The sequence below is a fragment of the Micromonospora sp. ABR4_055 genome, from assembly GCF_056160425.1.
On record NZ_JBSWXD010000146.1, the window covers coordinates 1 to 17,595 of the forward strand.

The 17,595-nt window shown below is 69.5% G+C and carries 18 protein-coding genes, 1 tRNA gene and 1 pseudogene; 13 read left to right on the top strand and 7 right to left on the bottom strand.

The window, feature by feature from the left end; translation table 11 throughout:
- Positions 1 to 187: pseudogene (locus tag ACXAHD_RS25705) on the top strand (hypothetical protein); the annotation flags it as partial.
- Positions 188 to 222: 35 nt separating this feature from the next.
- Positions 223 to 414 carry a DUF397 domain-containing protein gene (locus ACXAHD_RS25710; protein ID WP_289213114.1) on the top strand — a complete coding sequence of 64 codons (192 nt, stop codon included), beginning with the start codon at positions 223 to 225 and terminating at the stop codon, positions 412 to 414.
- A gap of 156 nt (positions 415 to 570) precedes the next feature.
- Here ACXAHD_RS25710 and ACXAHD_RS25715 read toward each other — a convergent pair whose 3' ends face one another.
- The 5 genes from ACXAHD_RS25715 to ACXAHD_RS25735 all read right to left on the bottom strand — a co-directional run bounded on the left by ACXAHD_RS25715 (position 571) and on the right by ACXAHD_RS25735 (position 6,722).
- Positions 571 to 2,514, bottom strand: coding sequence for a M48 family metallopeptidase (locus ACXAHD_RS25715; RefSeq protein ID WP_289213113.1), 1,944 nt, complete (start codon positions 2,512 to 2,514; stop codon positions 571 to 573).
- 4 nt (positions 2,515 to 2,518) lie between these two features.
- Positions 2,519 to 3,118, bottom strand: a complete 600-nt coding sequence (locus ACXAHD_RS25720; RefSeq protein WP_281550470.1) for a LemA family protein — start codon at positions 3,116 to 3,118, stop codon at positions 2,519 to 2,521.
- A gap of 115 nt (positions 3,119 to 3,233) precedes the next feature.
- On the bottom strand, positions 3,234 to 4,043 hold the full coding sequence (locus ACXAHD_RS25725; RefSeq protein WP_281550469.1) for a hypothetical protein: 810 nt from the start codon (positions 4,041 to 4,043) through the stop codon (positions 3,234 to 3,236).
- Positions 4,044 to 4,096: 53 nt separating this feature from the next.
- Positions 4,097 to 5,038 (bottom strand): 5'-methylthioadenosine/S-adenosylhomocysteine nucleosidase family protein, encoded by a 942-nt coding sequence (locus ACXAHD_RS25730; protein ID WP_289213112.1) that lies wholly within the window; start codon positions 5,036 to 5,038, stop codon positions 4,097 to 4,099.
- A 7-nt stretch (positions 5,039 to 5,045) separates the two neighbouring features.
- Entirely contained in the window at positions 5,046 to 6,722 is a 1,677-nt protein-coding gene (locus ACXAHD_RS25735; protein ID WP_289213111.1) for a hypothetical protein, read from the bottom strand.
- Between the two features lie 197 nt (positions 6,723 to 6,919).
- Between ACXAHD_RS25735 and ACXAHD_RS25740 the strand changes: the two genes are divergently transcribed.
- The gene (locus tag ACXAHD_RS25740) at positions 6,920 to 7,612 is read left to right on the top strand and encodes an NUDIX hydrolase (protein ID WP_281550466.1); all 693 of its coding nucleotides are present in this window, start codon (positions 6,920 to 6,922) and stop codon (positions 7,610 to 7,612) included.
- 44 nt (positions 7,613 to 7,656) lie between these two features.
- On the opposite strand, the gene ACXAHD_RS25745 is transcribed toward ACXAHD_RS25740, so the two are convergent.
- A tRNA-Leu gene (locus ACXAHD_RS25745) sits at positions 7,657 to 7,733 on the bottom strand.
- 106 nt (positions 7,734 to 7,839) lie between these two features.
- On the opposite strand from ACXAHD_RS25745, the gene ACXAHD_RS25750 reads away from it, so the two are divergent.
- Together ACXAHD_RS25750 and ACXAHD_RS25755 are read left to right on the top strand one after the other, a co-directional pair.
- Positions 7,840 to 8,457, top strand: a complete 618-nt coding sequence (locus ACXAHD_RS25750) for an ANTAR domain-containing response regulator (protein WP_281550465.1) — start codon at positions 7,840 to 7,842, stop codon at positions 8,455 to 8,457.
- A gap of 328 nt (positions 8,458 to 8,785) precedes the next feature.
- Positions 8,786 to 9,910 (top strand): branched-chain amino acid ABC transporter substrate-binding protein, encoded by a 1,125-nt coding sequence (locus ACXAHD_RS25755; RefSeq protein ID WP_475053785.1) that lies wholly within the window; start codon positions 8,786 to 8,788, stop codon positions 9,908 to 9,910.
- On the opposite strand, the gene ACXAHD_RS25760 is transcribed toward ACXAHD_RS25755, so the two are convergent.
- Positions 9,858 to 10,145, bottom strand: coding sequence for a hypothetical protein (locus ACXAHD_RS25760; protein ID WP_475053773.1), 288 nt, complete (start codon positions 10,143 to 10,145; stop codon positions 9,858 to 9,860). The two genes, ACXAHD_RS25755 and ACXAHD_RS25760, sit on opposite strands and share 53 nt — an antisense overlap.
- 5 nt (positions 10,146 to 10,150) lie before the next feature.
- On the opposite strand from ACXAHD_RS25760, the gene ACXAHD_RS25765 reads away from it, so the two are divergent.
- From ACXAHD_RS25765 to ACXAHD_RS25800, 8 genes are all read left to right on the top strand, one after another.
- Entirely contained in the window at positions 10,151 to 11,101 is a 951-nt protein-coding gene (locus ACXAHD_RS25765) for a branched-chain amino acid ABC transporter permease (protein WP_281550463.1), read from the top strand.
- Positions 11,098 to 12,207, top strand: coding sequence for a branched-chain amino acid ABC transporter permease (locus ACXAHD_RS25770; RefSeq protein ID WP_281550462.1), 1,110 nt, complete (start codon positions 11,098 to 11,100; stop codon positions 12,205 to 12,207). The genes ACXAHD_RS25765 and ACXAHD_RS25770 overlap by 4 nt, the downstream gene beginning before the upstream one ends.
- Positions 12,200 to 13,018, top strand: a complete 819-nt coding sequence (locus tag ACXAHD_RS25775; protein ID WP_281550461.1) for an ABC transporter ATP-binding protein — start codon at positions 12,200 to 12,202, stop codon at positions 13,016 to 13,018. The genes ACXAHD_RS25770 and ACXAHD_RS25775 overlap by 8 nt, the downstream gene beginning before the upstream one ends.
- The gene (locus tag ACXAHD_RS25780) at positions 13,008 to 13,718 is read left to right on the top strand and encodes an ABC transporter ATP-binding protein (protein ID WP_281550460.1); all 711 of its coding nucleotides are present in this window, start codon (positions 13,008 to 13,010) and stop codon (positions 13,716 to 13,718) included. Before ACXAHD_RS25775 ends, ACXAHD_RS25780 begins: the two co-directional genes overlap by 11 nt.
- 40 nt (positions 13,719 to 13,758) lie before the next feature.
- Positions 13,759 to 14,658, top strand: coding sequence for an ABC transporter substrate-binding protein (locus tag ACXAHD_RS25785; protein ID WP_281550459.1), 900 nt, complete (start codon positions 13,759 to 13,761; stop codon positions 14,656 to 14,658).
- 133 nt (positions 14,659 to 14,791) lie between these two features.
- Positions 14,792 to 15,670 carry an amino acid ABC transporter permease gene (locus tag ACXAHD_RS25790; protein WP_475053788.1) on the top strand — a complete coding sequence of 293 codons (879 nt, stop codon included), beginning with the start codon at positions 14,792 to 14,794 and terminating at the stop codon, positions 15,668 to 15,670.
- Positions 15,670 to 16,455 (top strand): amino acid ABC transporter ATP-binding protein, encoded by a 786-nt coding sequence (locus ACXAHD_RS25795; RefSeq protein ID WP_281550457.1) that lies wholly within the window; start codon positions 15,670 to 15,672, stop codon positions 16,453 to 16,455. The genes ACXAHD_RS25790 and ACXAHD_RS25795 overlap by 1 nt, the downstream gene beginning before the upstream one ends.
- A gap of 101 nt (positions 16,456 to 16,556) precedes the next feature.
- Positions 16,557 to 17,595, top strand: a 1,039-nt coding sequence (locus ACXAHD_RS25800; RefSeq protein ID WP_475053783.1) for a 5'-3' exonuclease, incomplete at its 3' end; no start/stop codon positions are given.

The following is a 17,595-nucleotide window of genomic DNA, read 5'->3' on the forward strand; positions in this document are numbered from 1 at the left end:
AGGTCAACATCAGCCGGCGGCCACCAACCAACCGGCCATCACGCTATGCCACCACGCGGAATCCCAGCGCGCACCACCTGAATGTTTGCCCGGCGAAGCAGCCGACACCTTCACCTGGCTGGCCACGCTCCCCGACGATGGACCCACCGGCGACCTCTTCTACAACCGCAAGCTACTACCCTGGTAGGTAGGAGATAGGCGGAAGTCAACCGGGGAGGAATCATGTCTGATCTGACCGGTGCGGAGCGGCGGAAGAGCAGCCAAAGTAGCTCACAAGGCAACTGTGTCGAGGTTGCAACTAACTACCCAGGAATCGTCGCTGTCCGGGACAGCAAAGATAGGGAAGGGGCGACGTTGATCTTCACGTCCCACGGACGGGATGCCTTCCTCGTTTTCGCCACAGTAACGAGGTAGCCGCCCATCTTCAGACGCATGTGCCGTGATCCGCTGCGCTCGAGCTGACCACACGCCGGCGTGTCGGGTCGAAGAGACGCTGTGGATCACGGCTGTACGAGGTCGGTCAGCGAGGACGTCGTCACGAGCGCGGCTCCAGGGGCAGGCTGTGAGCGGTCAGGCCGGCACCGGAAGTGGTGGCAGTGGGCTGTGCAGGATCAGGCAGATGGTCCGCAGCAGCTCGACCTCCGGCACGGTCATCACCCCGTCGTGTCCGATCACCGCGACCGCCGCCGCCACCAGCCGGGACTTCTCCACCGGGCGCAGTTCGTCGAGGAGCGGCCAGACCGATTCCAGTTCCAGTACGCCGCCCGCAGGCGGGGTGAACCGGGCGGATGCCTCGGGCAGAGCATGCGCCGCACCGGCGGCGAAGGCCCGCTGCGCGGCGGCCGGGTCCGGGTGCCCGGCCTGGGCGAGCACGCTGAGCAGCGTCTGTACAGCCGGTTGGCTGGCGCGCAGCGTACGGCGGCCGTGGCCCGGCTTCGACGATGGCCGCAGCGATTCGCGCAGCTCGTCGCCGACGAGCCGGGACAGGCAGTACTCGAAGACGCTGATCCGCCCGTCGGCCCGGACCAGGGTGGCCATCGCGTCGGCGAGCGCGTCCCGGTCGGCCGGTGACCGCTGCGCCAACGCGGGGAAGGCGACCTCGGCCAGCGGCAGCCGTAGCATCGGGTGCAGGCCGGCGGTGCGCGCACCGGCCTGCCAGGCGGCGTCGGCGAGCGCGGAGCCGTACCGCTGGGCGATGGCGGCATGCTGGCCGGCGCGGACCTGCGGGTCGGCCGACAGCAGCAGGCCGAGGATCAACGGTGCCACTGTGTCCGGTCGACGGGCCTGCTCCGTCAGCTCCTGCGGGATCCGGGAGAGCAGGTCGGCGGCGTGTTGGTAGGCGCTCGCCGGCGGCGCGCCGATCCGGTCGACAACCTGGGCCGGGTCCATCGGCACCTGGGTGTCGTCGGCGGGCAACGCGGCGTCGGCGGGCAACGCGGCGCCGCCCGGGGTGCCGCCGGTGAGCCCGAGCGCGCGGTCCTCGGCCAGCCCGGACGGCGGGGCCGCCGCCCACCGCCGGGACAGTGTGGTCAGCTCGGTCGCGTCGAAGCTGGGATCGAGTGCCTTGATCCGGTCGGCGATCGGCGGATGCGTCGAGAACAGCGCGGTCAGCCTGCCACCCGGGCCGAACAGCATGTGGCCGACCTCTTCGGACTTCGGACTCTTCAACTGTGACCCGGCGGGCAGCCCGGCGATCTTCTTGAGCGCACCGGCCAGCCCGGCGGTCTGCCGGGTGAACTGCACGGCCGACGCGTCGGCCAGGTACTCGCGTTGCCGGGACACCGACGCTTTGATCAGTCGGCCGACCAGCACACCGACGTACCCGGCGGCGACCATCGCCAGCCCGATCAGCGGCAGCGGATTGCCGCCCCGGTTGTCGCTGCGGGAGCGGCCACCGCTGACGAATCCGGTGCGCAGTAGGCCACGGCCGATCACCGCCAGGAACAGGATGCCGAACAGCAGCCCCATCAACCGGATGTTGAGCCGCATGTCGCCGTTGACCACGTGGCTGAACTCGTGGGCGATGACGCCCTGCAGCTCGTCGCGGTTGAGCCGCTCCAGCGTGCCACGGGTGACCGCGATCGCCGCATCCGAGGTCGACCAGCCGGCGGCGAACGCGTTGATCCCCTCCTCGCGCGGCAGCAGGTAGATCTCCGGCACCGGCACGCTGGAGGCGATGGCGATCTCCTCGACCACGTTGCGCAGCCGGCGCAGCTGCGGGTCGATGGTGTCCGGCGGCACCGGTACGCCGCCGAGTTCCCGGGCCACCCGTCCGCCGCCACCGCGTAGCGTGACGGTGCGGACCAGCGCCGCCAGGCCGATCACCGCGACGGTCGCCAGACTGGTCACCACCAGCATGCCGAGGAGCGCGACCGGTTGCCGGGACGCGCCGTCGAAGACGACGAAGACGGCGAGGTCGACCACGGCCACGATGCCGACGACGGCGGCCACGAACAGCACGACCAGCCGGGCGGAGACCCGTCGGACCTGACGTTGCCGTTCGAAGAAGTTCATTCGCTCAGAAGTTCACCTGGGGAGCCTGCCGCTGCTGCGGATCGTCGACCTCGAACAGGGCGGCCGGGCTGAACGAGAACATGCTCGCCACGATGCTGCCGGGGAAGCGTTCCCGCTTGTTGTTGTAGCCCATCACCGCGTCGTTGTAGGCCTGCCGGGCGAACGCGACCCGGTTCTCGGTGGAGGTCAGCTCCTCGGTCAGCTGCATCATGTTCTGGTTGGCCTTGAGGTCCGGGTACGCCTCGGAGAGCGCGAACAGCCTTCCCAGGCTTTGGGTCAGCATGTTCTCGGCCCCGGCTAGCTGCTGCATCGCTGCGGGGTCGCCCGGCTTACCGGTCGCGGCGGCCTGCGCGTCGACCGCGCCGCCGCGAGCGGCGATCACCGCTTCGAGCGCCTCACGTTCGTGTCTCATGTACCCCTTGGCAACCTCGACGAGGTTGGGGATGAGGTCGTGGCGTCGGGTCAGCTGTACGTCGATCTGGGCGAACGCGTTCCGGAACGCGTTACGGGCGGTGACCAGTCCGTTGTACACCGCGACGCCGTACCCGGCGAAGACTACCACAACTATACAAATCAGGCAGAAGAGCCCGATGGCCAGTTCCATGTCCTCCTGCTCCCTGCCTCGCCAGCGGTGACGCAGCGACCCCGGCGGCCTGCACTGATAGCTCGCCCGAGCGTACGCCACCTGCACCGCAGCCGGGCCGAACCAGAGCGGCCGGTCAGGGCACCGGAGCACCAGTGAGGTCGACCGGCCGTCCGTGCCGCCAGAGGTGTTCGAACTCGTCACGGAAGTGTCGGTACCACTGCAGACTGGCGGTGGTCAGCGTCATCATCGGTTCGGCTGCCGACGGGCGGTGGGAGTAGAGGTCGACGTGAATGCGTCCGGTCTCCTCGTCGGCGTCCAGCAGGATCATCCCCGACGCCGGCACGAGCGGCAGCAACCGTACCTCCAGGGAGCCGGTGCCGGGACGGGCGGTACGGGCCAGCTCGCGTAACAGGTCGAGAGTAGGCCGGGCCCGGTTGACGAAGATGTCCCGGTCGTCCGGAAGGGTGGCCCGCCGGGCGGCCTCGGCCGGTACGGAGGTCGCCGGGTCGATGAGCGCCACTCTGATGCGGGCACCTGCGGCAAGCCGGCTGGCGATCTGATCGACCTGGTTACGCAGGGTCCGGCCGAGGGTCACCCCGACTAGGGCAATGTCCTCGACGTCGGTGAGGTCGACGTCTGCACCGGAGGTGGAGGCCCGTAGCGACATCCCGCCGGACGGCTGGGCCGGCAGGTGCCGAATCAGCCGTACCGCGCCGTCCAGCCGGCGCACCACCTGGTCCAGCTGCCGGCGCTCCCCGGCCACAGTCGTGGTGAGCAGGGCCAGCGTTCCCAGCGTCGCGGCAGCCACGGTGGCGGTGTCGACCACGTCAAGGACGCCGAGCAGACCGAGCGCCAGGGCGAGCAGGACGGTGATTACGGTGTCCAGCCGGTGGCTGAACAGACCACGCCTGCGCGGTGGCCAGGCGCGAACCGGACCTGGCATCGCATCCTCCTGGTACGGCAGGTGCTGCCCGGACCGGGTCCGGGCAGCACCTGTCAGCGGCGTGCGTCCCACAGGTAGGGCAGCACGCGGTGGAACGCCCGGGCGGCGTTTCGGGCCGCCAGGTCATGGTCGCGGTGGCCCTTTGCCGCGTCTGCATGGTCGGAAATGCCGCGGAGCACGAGCCAGCCGGTGAGCCCGGTACCGTCGGCGAACTCCTCCCGGAAGCCCTGTACGAGGCCACCGGACTCGGTCTCGACAGCGAGGCACTTCTCCTGGAAGTCATGCAAGAACGTACGGATCCGGGAGTGTTCGTCGGTGATCACCGCGCTGCCGGAACCCAGCGGCCCGCGTCGTACGCGGAAGTCGCCGCCGTGATCCGGTGAGGGAATTCGCAATGGCTCGCCCTCGGTGCTGAACAGGTCGTTTACCGCGATGGTCAGTGCCGCCGTCAGCGCCGTCGACTCGCCCCGCCAGCGGGGACCGTCCGCGGTGTCCCGATGGTTGTCGTAGAAAATGATCTGGTCGGCGAGGACCACGTCGCCGACGTCGAGTTGGGCGCTGATGCCACCGGCGATGCCGACGAGGGCGATGATCGGCGGCGCGTACCAGTGCCGTAGCCGGGTGTAGGCGGCGGTGGCCGACAGTTGCCCCCGGTCCAGGGTCTGCATCAGCACCGCTGTGCGCGGCCCGTGCGGAGTCTCGAAGGTGGCCTCGTGCACCCGGCTGCCGTCGGGGAGCACCTTGCGGCGGTACTCCTCGGCCTGCTGGAAGACCTCGACGACGGCGCGCGTCTCCTGCGGCAGTACGGTCAGCACACCCAGATCGGCCCGCTGCTGGGCGGGGTCGGTTTCGGACTGCTGCGGTACGGCACGGGTGTCGCCCCGGTGTGGCGTGGCGCCGCCGGAAACCGGGTTGAACGAGTTGGAGATGTTGCCGGTGCGTACGTTGCCGCTGGCGTAGAAGCCGCTGTTGTGACTGACGCCTGGCTGATTCATCAGATGCTCACTTCCGGACCGGGTTGAACGAGTTGGAGATGTTGCCGGTCTGCACGTTGCCAACGGCGTAGAAGCCGCTGTTGATCAGGACGTTTGCGCGCTGGCGGAACTCGGTGACGTCCACCCCCTGCTCGACGAGGAAGTCGAGGGTGGCGGCGACCAGGCGGCGAGTGACAATCTCCTGGTACTTCGCGACGTCCTGGTTCTGGAAGTCGTTGCGGACCTCGTCGAAGGTGGCCAGCTCGCGAACTCCGACCCGGGCGCCCCGGTCGATGCCGTACGGCAGGGCCGACCGACTCGTCGCGACGCGCCGGATCAGCGACCGTACGACGGTCCGGGCCAGGTTGACCGGAGCCATCGCCACCACCTGCGGTGATTCGGCCAGACCGGACAGGGCGGCCCTGGCGTAGGGCAGTAGTCCGATGCTGCTGACGTCGTCAACGATCCGGTACTCGTCGCGGCACGGGGCCAGCGCGCAGGTGGCGATCTCGAGGTAGAGCGTGCGGCCCTGCAGCGCGAAGTGCGCGTACACGGTGGTGACCAGCTCGCCCCGCCAGGAGGTGACCTGGCAGGCGAGGTAGTGCCGGCGGGCGTCGCGCGGCTGCCGGATGATGTCCACCATGGTGGGTCCCCAGGTCATCTGGGCTAGTTCGGTGGTCTCGGTACCCGCGGTGAAGACCTTGTCCACCACCGTCAGGCCCGGCAACAGGTGCTCCGGCGAGTCCGCCTGGCTGAGCGTCGCGAGCCGGTCCCGGACGTATCCGACGAGCTGCTCCGCAGCGAACGGGAGTTCGTCGATCTCCCGCTGTGACTCGGAGGACCGGTCATCGAAGCCCTGTTGCGGGCGGATCATCCGGACGGCCAGGTCCGAGATTCCCAGGACCTTTCCCGATCCGACGAAGGGAGAGTAGCCGGAGTAGACGATGGTGTTCCCGCCCTGCTGCCGCAGGATCTCCTGGATCCGGCCGTCCGACGGCGGGGCCGGCGGACGGCTGGCGGGCCCATGCTGCGCGGCCTCGTGCCACCGGACGATGTTGGCGACCACGGTGGGCCCGAACGCAGCGCACAAAGCCATCACGGCTCCGATATGGACGACTACCAACAAGCTCGTGACGGGGTCTTCGCCTTGGAACGCCTGACTGGTCACCAGGAGGCTGGCGGAGCCGAAGAGCAGGGCCAGGAACAGCCAGAACGCGCCGATGCTGACCAGACTCGCGGCGGCGGAGCCAACGATCCGGCTCAGCCGTCGCGACTCGTCGACGGCTGTCCGGTGCAGCGAGTCGCGCACCAACCGGATTGTCGAGACAACCGACTGCACGGCGCCGAGCAGCATGCCGGTCGCCAGGATGCCGAACCCTCCGATGCAGAGGCTGAGGAGCAGCACTCCGACGATGACGGAGTCCCGGATGGTGAGGATGCGCCCGGCCTGTCGGCAGTGCCCGAGCACGGTGCCGAGGTCGAACCCGTAGGACGGTGCCACCGCCCGGGTCGGCTGGTCGTACACCTCCCGTAGCGCGGCCCGGCAGAACCGCTCGTCGAGGTACGCGCCGACGACAAGGTGTCGGGTAGCTGAGGTGGGCGCCACCGCCACCGCCACCGCCACCGTCGGCGTCGGCGGTTGCGGTGTGGCCGGCTGCGGCGTGGGCGGCCGCTGCGGCGGCACGGGGGAGATCTGATCGGTCATGAGGGCGACCTCCGGGGAGGGTGCTGAAATCGGATCGCGGTTGAACGACGACCGGGCGGGACCGGGTCGTCACAGGTAGCCGATAGATATCGTCAGGCTGACGATATCAGTTACCAAGCGTAAGTGGGCAATCGGTTATCGTCAAGGTGACGATTGGATACACTCGGGCCGTGAACGGTCGAGGAGTAGTGACCCTGGTGTCACTGACGGTTGACCTGGTCGTGTTGACCGTGCGGGACGAGCGGTTGCACGTGCTGCTGATCGAACGAGGCAAGCAGCCCTTTCTGGGCAGGACCGCCCTACCTGGAGGGTTCGTCGGCGCCAATGAGGACTCCGGTGCCGCCGCCCTGCGGGAGCTCGCCGAGGAGACCGGGATCGACGGCCGCGCCCTCCACCTCGAACAGCTGTACAGCTATACCGAGCCCGGGCGCGATCCGCGAGGCCGGGTGGTCAGCATCGCGTACCTCGCGCTCGCTCCGGACCTGCCGCTGCCGGCGGCCGGCACCGACGCGCGACACGCAAGGTGGTCGCCGGTCGACGAGCTCGGCTCGGACGACCTCGCCTTCGACCACGCCACGATCCTGGCCGACGGAGTCGAACGGGCCCGCGCCAAACTGGAGTACACGACCCTGGCGACGGCGTTCTGCCCGCCGACCTTCACCATCACCGAGCTGCGGCGGGTGTACGAGGTGGTGTGGGGGATGGGTATCGATCCCCGCAACTTCCACCGCAAGGTGGTCAACGCCGACGACTTTCTCGTTCCTACCGGCCATCGCCGGGTGACCGACGTGGGCCGGCCCGCCGCGCTCTACCGTGCCGGTGGGGCGACCGTGCTGTATCCGCCGATGCTGCGCAGCGGAAGCCACGGGCCAACGGCGGGACAGCGCTGATATCGAGTCCGGCCCACCGGACCGAAGGGCCGCGCCTAGCTGGGTGGTGCCCCCGGTGGGATTCGAACCCACACTGTCGGAGGTTTGAGCTCCGTCTCTCTACCGGTTGGAGTACGGGGACCTTTGTCGGGTCTGGGGCCCGGCTACGCCAAGCCTACCTACTACGCTGAAGGCGGTGACACCCAACCCGGTGGGTGTCGGGTGGCAAGCGTTGGGGGTAGGGGTACGTGGCCGACAGGCAGGCGGGTGCCGAGCGCAGGCGGGTGCTGATCGCGGAGGATGAGGCGTTGATCCGCCTCGATCTGGCGGAGATGCTCCTGGAGGAGGGCTACGACGTGGTCGGCGAGGCCGGGGACGGCGAGACGGCCGTCCGGCTCGCCGAGGAGCTCAAGCCCGACCTGGTCATCCTTGACATCAAGATGCCGATCATGGACGGGTTGGCGGCGGCCGAGCGGATCGCCGGTGGCCGGATCGCCCCGGTGGTCATCCTCACCGCGTTCAGCCAGCGGGACCTGGTGGAGCGGGCCCGGGCGGCGGGTGCGATGGCGTACCTGGTGAAGCCGTTCCAGAAGAGCGACCTGGTGCCGGCGATCGAGATCGCGCTGTCCCGCTACTCCGAGGTGGCCGCGCTGGAGTCCGAGGTCGCTGGCCTGACCGACCGGCTGGAGACCCGCAAGGTCGTCGAGCGGGCCAAGGGCATGCTGATGACCTCGTACGGCATGACCGAGCCGCAGGCGTTCAAGTGGATCCAGCGGATGGCGATGGACCATCGGATGACCATGCGCGACGTCGCCGACCGGATCCTGGCCGAGACGCCCGGTGAGGCCGCCAGCCAGCAGCAGTGAACCGAGGCCGCCAGTCAGCAGCAGAGCGGTGACGCCGGCGGCAGCAGTGAGCCGTCGCCCCGGCATCGGCGTCGGGGGATGACAGCCGACGCGTGTTACAGCCATACGGGCAGTCAGGCCACGCTACGTAACGTTTTTGTCAACGGCCCTTCCTGGACCTTACGGCGTGCCCGGCAGGTGGGATAGCGTCCCGCCCCAAGGCCGGGATAGCGGCCGGGTGCGTGCTTCCCGCAAGAGCCAATCGGCAGTGGGTGGTTCGGGCCAATTGGATCTAGGAGGGTTTCGAGCCTTGAAGCGTAATCTTGTCCGCGTGCTCGGCGGCGTCGCCATGATGGCGCTCGTCGCGGGCGGCGCCGCCTGCGGCAGCGGCGATGGCGACACCACGGAAGCTGGCGGCGATGCGTGTGGTTACAAGATCGCCTTTTTCGGGGCGCTGACCGGCCCCTCGGCGGCGCTCGGCATCAACGAGAACAACGGCGCGGCGCTCGCGGTCGAGCAGTACAACGAGGCGAACCCGGACTGCAAGGTCGAGCTGGTTGGGCTGGACTCGCAGGGCAGTCCGGACCAGGCGCCGGGTCTGGCCCAGCGGGCCATCGACGACGACAAGATGCTCGGCGTCGTCGGTCCGGCGTACTCCGGTGAGTCGGAGGCGGCCGGTCCGCTGTTCGCCGAGGCCGGTCTGGTCACCATCACCCCGTCGGCGACCCGGCCGAGCCTGGCCGACCAGGGCTGGCCGACCTTCTTCCGTGGCGTCGGCAACGACCTGAGCCAGGGTCCGGCCGCCGGCGTCTACATCCGCGACGTGCTGAACGCGGAGAAGGTGTTCGTCATCGACGACCAGTCTGCGTACGGTGCCGGGCTGGCCGACGAGGTCAAGAACGTCCTCGGCGACCTGGTCGTCGACTCCGACAAGGTCCAGGGCGAGGGCAAGCAGGTCGACTTCTCCGCGACCGTCACCAAGGTGCGTTCCTCGGAAGCGGACGCGGTCTTCTTCGGTGGCTACTACCAGGAGGCCGGCCTGATCCGTAAGCAGCTCACCGACGCGGGCATCACCGCGACGATGGTTGCCGGTGACGGCGTCAACGACCCGGCGTTCGTCGAGTCGGCCGGTGCGGCCGCCGCCGAGGGCACCATCCTCACCTGCCCCTGCCAGCCGGCCACCGAGGCGCGCGGCAGCTTCGCCGCCGACTTCGAGGCGCTGCACGGCAGCCCGCCGGGCACCTACAGCGACACCGCCTACGACGCGGCGAACATCATGCTCGAGGGCATCAAGGAGGGCAACACCACCCGCGAGGCGCTGCTCGAGTGGGTGCGTGGCTACGAAGGCGAAGGCGTCGCGGCCAGCTACAAGTTCGACGACAAGGGCGAGATGGACGTCAACCAGGTCGTCGTCTGGGCGTTCAAGGTCGTCGACGGCGAGGTCGTGGCGGACCAGGAGATCCCCAAGCCCTGATCTGCCCGATCGGCGAGATCAGCTGTCTAGCGGGGGGGGGGGGGGGGGGGGGGGGGGGGGAGGGGAAAAAACCCCCCCCCCCCCCCCCCCCCCCCCCCCCCCCCCCCCCCCCCCCCCCCCCCCCCCCCCCCCCCCCCCCCCCCCCCCCCCCCCCCCCCCCCCTCCCCCCCCCCCCCCCCCCCCCCCCCCCCCCCCCCCCCCCCCCCGACTCTTTTCCCAGCCCTCGATGGAGCACCCTCCTTGGACGTCAACGGACTGCTCTCGAACTTCGGAGAGCTCACCACAACCGGCTTGACACAGGGCGCCATCTATGCCCTGGTCGCGCTGGGTTACACGCTGGTCTACGGCGTACTCAGACTCATCAACTTCGCCCACTCCGAGGTCTTCATCGCCGGCGCGTTCGCCGCGCTGTGGACCTGGGGCGCGCTCGGCCTGACCCAGGACTCGGTGGTCAGCGGAGTGGGCCAGATCATCTTCTACTTCCTGATCGCGATGGTCGCCGCCGCGCTGGCGTCGGCGGCGACCGCGACCCTGGTCGAGCGGGTCGCGTACCGGCCGTTGCGCAAGCGCAACGCGCCGCCGCTGGCCTTCCTGATCACCGCGATCGGCGCGTCCATCGTGATGGCGGAGGCGTTCGGCATCTACACCCGGCGGTTGCCGCAGGGCCTGCCGACCATCGTCAGCAACGAGCCGTGGTTCACCGTGGCCGGGGTGCCGGTCAGCATCGTGCAGGTGCTGACCGTCGTCGCGGCGCTGGGCATGATGATCGGCCTTGACTTCTTCATCAACCGCAGCCGAATGGGCCGGGGCGTGCGGGCGGTCGCCCAGGACCCGAACACCGCCGCGCTGATGGGGGTCAACAAGGACCGGATCATCATGATCATCTTCGTGATGGGCGGCCTGATGGCCGGCGTCGCCGGCCTGCTCTACAACGTCCGCATCGGGGTGCTCACCTACAGTGTCGGCTTCCTGCTCGGGCTCAAGGCGTTCACCGCCGCCGTGCTCGGCGGGATCGGCAACCTGCGCGGCGCGCTGCTCGGCGGCTTCCTGCTCGGCGTGGTCGAGAACTACGCTTCCGGCCTGTTCGGTACGCAGTGGAAGGACTTCGTGGCCTTCGCCGTGCTGGTCGTCCTACTGATGTTCCGGCCGACCGGCCTACTCGGCGAGTCCCTGGGGAGGGCGCGGGTATGACCAGTCTGCGGACCAAGCTGCACGACGCACGCGGCCAGCTCTCCGACCGCTGGCACCACATGCCCAAGTGGACCCGCTGGGTGCTGATCGCCGCCGTGGTGGTGTTCTTCTATGCCCTGCCCAACGAAGGCTTCTACCAGCACCTCGGGCCGATCCCGACCACCGAGTCCAACTTCGGTCAGGTGCTGTTCACCGTCTCCATCTACGTGCTGCTGGCGGTCGGGCTGAACATCGTGGTCGGCTTCGCCGGCCTGCTCGACCTCGGCTACTTCGGCTTCTTCGCCGTCGGGGCGTACACGGTCGCGGTGCTCACCTCGCCGAGCAGCGACCTGAAGACGCTCTGGCAGTGGGAGATGGCGCTGCCGCTGGCGATCGGCATCACGATGATCTCCGGTCTGATGCTCGGCACCCCGACCCTGCGGCTGCGCGGCGACTACCTGGCGATCGTCACCCTCGGCTTCGCCGAGATGATCCGGATCGCCGCGGTCAGCTCCGAGTTCCTCAAGGGCCAGCGCGGGCTCAACCAGATCCCGCACCCGCCCGGCGAGTACGCCGACGGCAAACCGGTCTTCGGCGTGCTGGACGCCCGCCCGTACTACTGGCTGGTGCTCACCCTGATCATCGTGGTGGTGATCCTGGTCAGCAACCTCAACCGCAGCCGGGTCGGCCGGGCCTGGGTCTCGATCCGGGAGGATGAGGACGCCGCCCAGCTGATGGGGGTGCCCACCTTCAAGTTCAAGCTGTGGGCGTTCGCCATGGGCGCGGCGATCGGTGGCCTGGCCGGCGCGTTGTTCGCCGGCAAGCAGAACTTCGTCAGCTCGCAGAACTTCGAACTGCTCAACTCGATCATCATCCTGGCCGCGGTGATCCTCGGCGGCTCCGGCAACATCGTCGGCGCGATCGTCGGTGGCGGCCTGGTGGCGTACCTGATCGAACGCTTCCGGGGCATCGAGCTGTTCGGCGTCGAGCTCTACGAGTACCGGTTCCTGGTCTTCGGCCTGACTCTCGTCGTCATGATGATCTTCCGACCGCAGGGCCTGATCGCCAACCGGCGACGATCCGCCGAGTTCAAGGACCGCCGTAAGGAGGTGGCCGTCGGTGGCTGACACCGAAGCGACCGGGACCGGCCCGACCGCCGTGACCCGCGAACCCCTGCTCGAGGTCGACCACGTCACGCTGCGCTTCGGCGGTGTGGTCGCCCTGGACGACGTGGACTTCACCCTCTACAAGGGCGAGATCCTCGGCCTGATCGGTCCGAACGGGGCCGGCAAGACGACCTGCTTCAACGCGATGACCGGCATCTACCGGCCCACCGAGGGCGAGATCCGGTTCCGCGGTCAGCGGATCACCGGCAAGAAGCGTCACCAGATCACCAAGATGGGCATGGCCCGGACGTTCCAGAACATCCGGCTCTTTCCCGAGATGACCGCCCTGGAGAACGTCCAGGTCGGCGCGGACGCCCACCACAAGACCAGCGTCGTCTCGGCGATGCTGCGGCTGCCGAGGCACTGGCGCGAGGAACGTGACGGCCGGGAGAAGGCCCGCGACCTGCTGGACTTCGTCGGCATCGGGCACCGGATCGACGAAATGGCCCGCAACCTGTCGTACGGCGAACAGCGGCGGCTGGAGATCGCCCGGGCGCTGGCCACCAGCCCGGTGCTGCTCTGCCTCGACGAGCCGGCGGCCGGATTCAACCCGGCAGAGAAGGAGGAGCTGCTCCAACTGATCCGGCAGATCCGCGACCGGGGCGTCACCGTGCTGCTGATCGAGCACGACATGCGTCTGGTCATGGGGGTCACCGACCGGATCGTGGTGCTGGAGTTCGGAAAGAAGATCGCCGAAGGTCTGCCCGCCGAGGTGCGGGACGATCACCGGGTGATCGCCGCCTATCTGGGAGTGCCCGACGATGCTGCTTGAGATCGACGACGTCAGCCTGCTGTACGGGCGGATCCAGGCGCTGCACGGCATCAGCCTGACGGTGAACGAGGGCGAGATCGTTGCACTGATCGGTGCCAACGGTGCCGGCAAGTCCACCACCATGCGTGCGATTTCCGGCATCCGGCCGATCGCCGCCGGGCGGATTACCTTCGACGGCGAGGACATCTCCAAGCTCCGGGCCGACCTGCGGGTCCGGCGCGGACTGTGCCAGGCGCCTGAGGGCCGGGGGATCTTCCCCGGCATGACGGTGCTGGAGAACCTCGACATGGGGGCGTACACCCGGCGCGACCGCGCCGGTATCGCCGCCGACCTGGACCGGGTGCTGGGCCTGTTCCCCCGGCTGGCCGAGCGTCGCAGGCAGCACGGCGGCACGCTGTCCGGCGGCGAGCAGCAGATGCTCGCCGTGGGCCGCGCGCTGATGAGCCGACCGAAGCTGCTGCTGCTCGACGAGCCGTCGATGGGGCTCGCCCCGATGCTGATCCAGCAGATCTTCGACATCATCGTGGAAATCAACCAGCAGGGCACCACGGTCCTGCTGGTTGAGCAGAACGCCCAACAGGCGTTGTCCCGGGCGCACCGTGCGTACGTGCTGGAGACCGGTCGGATCGTCAAGTCCGGCACCGGCGCCGACCTGCTGCACGACCCGGCCGTCAAGGAGGCGTACCTCGGTGTCGCCTGACCCGGCACCGGTACGACCCGACCACCCCCTCGGAGGAAACGTGACCACCTCACATCACCGGATCCGGCGGGCCGCCGCCGGCATCGCCGGGGCGCTCGCTCTGCTGCTGGCCGTCGCCGGCTGCGGTGAGCAGGACAGCGTCGAACAGCCCGGCGGCGACGCGCCGAGCGCGTCGGCCGACGACGAGCTGGCCGCGCTCGTCCCCGACGAGATCAAGGCCGACGGCAAGATCCTGGTCGGCGTCGACGCGACCTACGCTCCGGCGGAGTTCCTCGACACCGACGGCAGCACCGTCATCGGGTTCGACGTCGACCTGTTCAACACCGTCGCGGGCAAGCTCGGTCTGACCACCGAGTACGTGCCCAGCCAGTTCGACGACATCATCCCCGGGGTGATGTCCGGCAAGTACGAGATCGGGGTCTCCTCGTTCACCATCAACGACGAGCGCAAGGCCCAGGTCGACATGGTGTCCTACTTCTCGGCCGGCACCCAATGGGCGTCACGGGCCGGGGAACCGGTCGACCCGGACGCCGCCTGCGGCAAGCGGGTGGCGGTCCAGGCCGGCACCGTGCAGGTGGAGGACATCGAGGCCCGCTCGGCGGCGTGCGTCGACGCCGGCGACCCCGAGATCGTCATCGAACAGTTCCAGGGGCAGGACCAGGCGACCACCTCGGTGGTCTCCGGCAAGAACGACGCCATGCTGGCCGACTCGCCGGTCTGCGCGTACGCGGTCCAGCAGACCAACGGCGAACTGGAACTGTCCGGTGACATCTACGACTCGGCGCCGTACGGCTATGTGGTCGCCCAGGACCAGGCCGGGTTCGCTGACGCCCTGGCCGAAGCGCTCGACGCGATCATCGCCGACGGCGGCTACGAGCAGGCGCTGAGCAACTGGGGCGTCGAGGCGGGCGGAATCACCGACCCGGCCGTCAACCCCTGAGCCCCGGCTGCCGATGTCCGCGGACAACCCTTCCTCCCCGGACGGCGTGACGCCGTCCGGGGAGGCACTCCCATCCGGGCGGCCGGCGCCCGAGTCGGGTTCGCCGGAGCCGGCACGTGACCGACCCGAGGCGATCCGGGCGGTGCCGGTGCGCCGGCCGGGCCGCTGGTTGGCGGTCGGCGTGCTCGGCGTACTCGCCGCGATGTTCGTCCACCTGCTGGTCACCAACGACCGGTTCCAGTGGACGTTCATGGTCGACAACATGTTCCGGCCGCCGATCGTCGAAGGCGTGCGGACCACCATCACGATGACCCTGCTCGCGATGGTGATCGGCGTCGCGCTCGGGGTGCTGGTCGCGGTGATGCGCCTGTCCGGCAACCCGGTCCTGGCCGGCGTCGCCTGGCTCTACACCTGGTTCTTCCGGGCGGTACCCCGGGTGGTGCTGCTGGTGCTCTTCGGCAACCTCGGCATCCTCTGGGAGCGGCTGGAGTTCGGGCTGCCGTTCGACCGTCAACTCGGCGCGCTGTTCGGCATCACCGACTTCGAGGCCCGGATCTGGGGCTTCGACGCCCGTACCGCGATCAGTGGTTTCGTCGCCGGCCTGCTCGGGCTGGCGTTGTCCGAGGCCGCGTACATGGCGGAGATCGTCCGCGCCGGCATCGGCTCGGTCGACCCAGGCCAGGCCGAGGCGTGCGCCGCGCTCGGCATGAGTCAGGGTCTGACCCTGCGTCGGGTGGTGCTGCCCCAGGCGATGCGGGTGATCGTGCCGCCGACCGGAAACGAGACCATCGCGATGCTCAAGGACACCTCGCTGCTGGCCTTCGTACCGGTCACCAACGAGCTGTTCTTCCAACTGTCGGCGGTCGGCTCGCGGACCTTCCAGGTCTTCCCGATGCTGGTCGCCGCCTGCCTGTGGTATCTGGCGCTGACCAGCGTGCTGATGGTCGGCCAGTCCTTCGTCGAACGGCGGTTCTCCCGCGGCTTCGGCACCGTTGCTGCGAAGGGGACCTGATGACCACGCCGCCCGCCGGGTCGGACACCCTGATGGTGCACGCCGAGAACGTGCACAAGTCGTTCGGCCCGGTCGACGTGCTCACCGGGGTGGACCTGGCGGTCCGGCCCGGTGAGGTGTGCTGCGTGATCGGGCCGTCCGGCTCCGGCAAGTCGACCTTCCTACGCTGCATCAACCACCTGGAGAAGATCGACGCCGGGCGGATCCGGGTGGACGGGGAACTGGTCGGCTACCGGCAGCGGCGCGGCAGACTGCACGAGCTGCCCGCCCGGGAGGTGGCCGCGCAGCGCCAGCAGATCGGCATGGTGTTCCAGCGGTTCAACCTGTTCCCGCACATGACCGCGCTGGACAACGTGATGGAAGCGCCGCTGCGGGTCCGCCGCCAGCCCCGGCCGGCGGTCCGTGAGCTGGCGGCGGCGCTGCTCGACCGGGTGGGCCTGGCGGACCGGGCGGGCGCCTACCCGGGGCAGCTGTCCGGTGGGCAGCAGCAGCGGGTGGCCATCGCCCGCGCGCTGGCCATGCGGCCCAAGCTGATGCTGTTCGACGAGCCGACCAGCGCGCTGGACCCGGAACTCGTCGGTGAGGTGCTGGACGTGATGCGGGACCTGGCCCGGGACGGGATGACGATGATCGTGGTGACCCACGAGATCGGTTTCGCCCGGGAGGTCGGTGACTCGCTGGTCTTCATGGACGGCGGGGTGGTGGTCGAGTCGGGCGTACCCCGGCAGGTCCTGGCCGATCCGCGGCACGACCGGACCCGGGCCTTCCTCAGCAAGGTGCTGTGACCTCGCGCGAGGTGCGGTGACCTCGGGCCCGGCGCGAGGCCGCCGCGCCCGGCGCGAGCCGCCCGGCGCGGTGTCGTACCCCACGACTAGAGTCGCTTGACGTGACCGACGACGCGCCCCGCCTGCTGCTGCTCGACGGCCATTCGCTGGCCTACCGGGCGTTCTTCGCGCTGCCCGTGGAGAACTTCTCCACCAGCACCGGCCAGCCGACCAACGCGGTCTACGGCTTCACCTCGATGCTGATCAACGTGCTGCGCGACGAGCGGCCGACCCACATCGTGGTCGCCTTCGACGTGTCCCGCCGGTCGTTTCGCACCGAGCGGTACGCCGAGTACAAGGCCGGCCGTTCGGAGAGCCCCGCCGACTTCGCCGGCCAGGTCAGCCTGGTGCAGGAGGTCCTGGCCGCGCTGCGCATCCCGTACGTCACCAAGGACAACTACGAGGCCGACGACGTCATCGCCACCCTGGCCAGCCAGGGGCGCGACGCCGGCATGCAGGTGCTGATCTGCACCGGCGACCGGGACGCCTTCCAGCTGGTCGACGACCGGACCACCGTGCTCTACCCGCGTAAGGGTGTGTCGGACCTGGCCCGGATGGATCCGTCGGCGGTCACCGCCCGCTACGGCGTCGGGCCGGGCCACTACCGCGACCTGGCCGCGCTGGTCGGCGAGTCCAGCGACAACCTTCCCGGGGTGCCCGGCGTCGGTCCGAAGACCGCCGCCAAGTGGATCAGCCAGTACGGCGGCCTGGACGGGGTGATCGCCCAGGCCGACAAGATCAAGGGCAAGGCGGGGGAGAGCCTGCGGGAGCGGCTCGCCGACGTGATCCGCAACTACGAGCTCAACTGTCTGGTGGCTGATCTGGATCTACCGCTCACCCCGGCCGACTCTCGGTGGACCGGGTGGGACCGGGAAGCCGTCCACCAGGTCTTCGACACCCTGCAGTTCCGGATCCTGCGGGACCGGCTCTACCAGTACCTCGACGCCGTCGAGCCGGAGGCCGAAGCCGGCTTCGACCTGGCCGGCGAGGTGCTCGGCGCCGGGGCGGTCGCCCCCTGGCTGGCCGCGCACGCTCCGGCCGGGGCCAGCGTCGGCGTCGCGGTCGCCGGCAGCTTCGGCCGGGGCACCGGCGCCCTGACAG

Excerpts from the sequence above, each read along its gene's own strand:
- ACXAHD_RS25710 (WP_289213114.1), top strand. The coding sequence starts at position 223 with ATGTCTGATCTGACCGGTGCGGAGCGGCGGAAGAGCAGCCAAAGTAGC.
- ACXAHD_RS25715 (WP_289213113.1), bottom strand. The coding sequence starts at position 2,514 with ATGAACTTCTTCGAACGGCAACGTCAGGTCCGACGGGTCTCCGCCCGG.
- ACXAHD_RS25720 (WP_281550470.1), bottom strand. The coding sequence starts at position 3,118 with ATGGAACTGGCCATCGGGCTCTTCTGCCTGATTTGTATAGTTGTGGTA.
- ACXAHD_RS25725 (WP_281550469.1), bottom strand. The coding sequence starts at position 4,043 with ATGCCAGGTCCGGTTCGCGCCTGGCCACCGCGCAGGCGTGGTCTGTTC.
- ACXAHD_RS25730 (WP_289213112.1), bottom strand. The coding sequence starts at position 5,038 with ATGAATCAGCCAGGCGTCAGTCACAACAGCGGCTTCTACGCCAGCGGC.
- ACXAHD_RS25735 (WP_289213111.1), bottom strand. The coding sequence starts at position 6,722 with ATGACCGATCAGATCTCCCCCGTGCCGCCGCAGCGGCCGCCCACGCCG.
- ACXAHD_RS25755 (WP_475053785.1), top strand. The coding sequence starts at position 8,786 with ATGATGGCGCTCGTCGCGGGCGGCGCCGCCTGCGGCAGCGGCGATGGC.
- ACXAHD_RS25770 (WP_281550462.1), top strand. The coding sequence starts at position 11,098 with ATGACCAGTCTGCGGACCAAGCTGCACGACGCACGCGGCCAGCTCTCC.
- ACXAHD_RS25780 (WP_281550460.1), top strand. The coding sequence starts at position 13,008 with ATGCTGCTTGAGATCGACGACGTCAGCCTGCTGTACGGGCGGATCCAG.
- ACXAHD_RS25795 (WP_281550457.1), top strand. The coding sequence starts at position 15,670 with ATGACCACGCCGCCCGCCGGGTCGGACACCCTGATGGTGCACGCCGAG.